Below are 553 nucleotides of genomic sequence, written 5' to 3' on the forward strand. Positions count from 1 at the left end.
GGTGTATGTGGAAGTGCTGTGGGTAACGATGAAGATATCGCTGCTCACGACCTTCTTCTCGGTGCTGGTGGGCTATCCGGTCGCGTACCTGATCTCGGCCGCCACGCGCGAGCGCAAGAACCGCTTGCTGTACTGGGTGCTGCTGTCGTTCTGGACGAGCTTTCTGGTGCGGACCTTTGCCTGGGTCGTGCTGCTCGGGCGTAATGGCGTGCTCAACTGGGTGCTGAAGCACCTCGGTCTGGTCGATTCGCCGCTCGGGCTGCTGTACAACCTGCCGGCGGTGATCGTGGGCATGACGCACGCGCTGATGCCGATTGCCATCATGACGATGCTCTCGGTGATGGAGAACATCGACCGGCGTCTGCCGAGTGCGGCGTCCACACTGGGTGCGCGTCCGGGCATGGCGTTCTGGAAGGTGTATTTCCCGCTGTCGTTGCCGGGGGTGTTTGCGTCGGCGTTGATGGTGTTCGTGACGGCAATCGGCTTCTTCATCACGCCGACGCTCCTGGGCGGACGTCACGAGACGATGATTACGCAGCTGATCATCGATCAG

The 553-nt window shown here is 61.5% G+C and carries 1 protein-coding gene; it reads left to right on the forward strand.

Annotated elements, in window-relative coordinates; translation table 11 throughout:
• Positions 1-553 (forward strand): ABC transporter permease (locus QCE88_RS42230; RefSeq protein WP_309911937.1); only part of this gene is annotated, 553 nt, incomplete at both ends.

Source organism: Caballeronia sp. LZ035 (assembly GCF_031451175.1).
GTDB lineage: Bacteria > Pseudomonadota > Gammaproteobacteria > Burkholderiales > Burkholderiaceae > Caballeronia.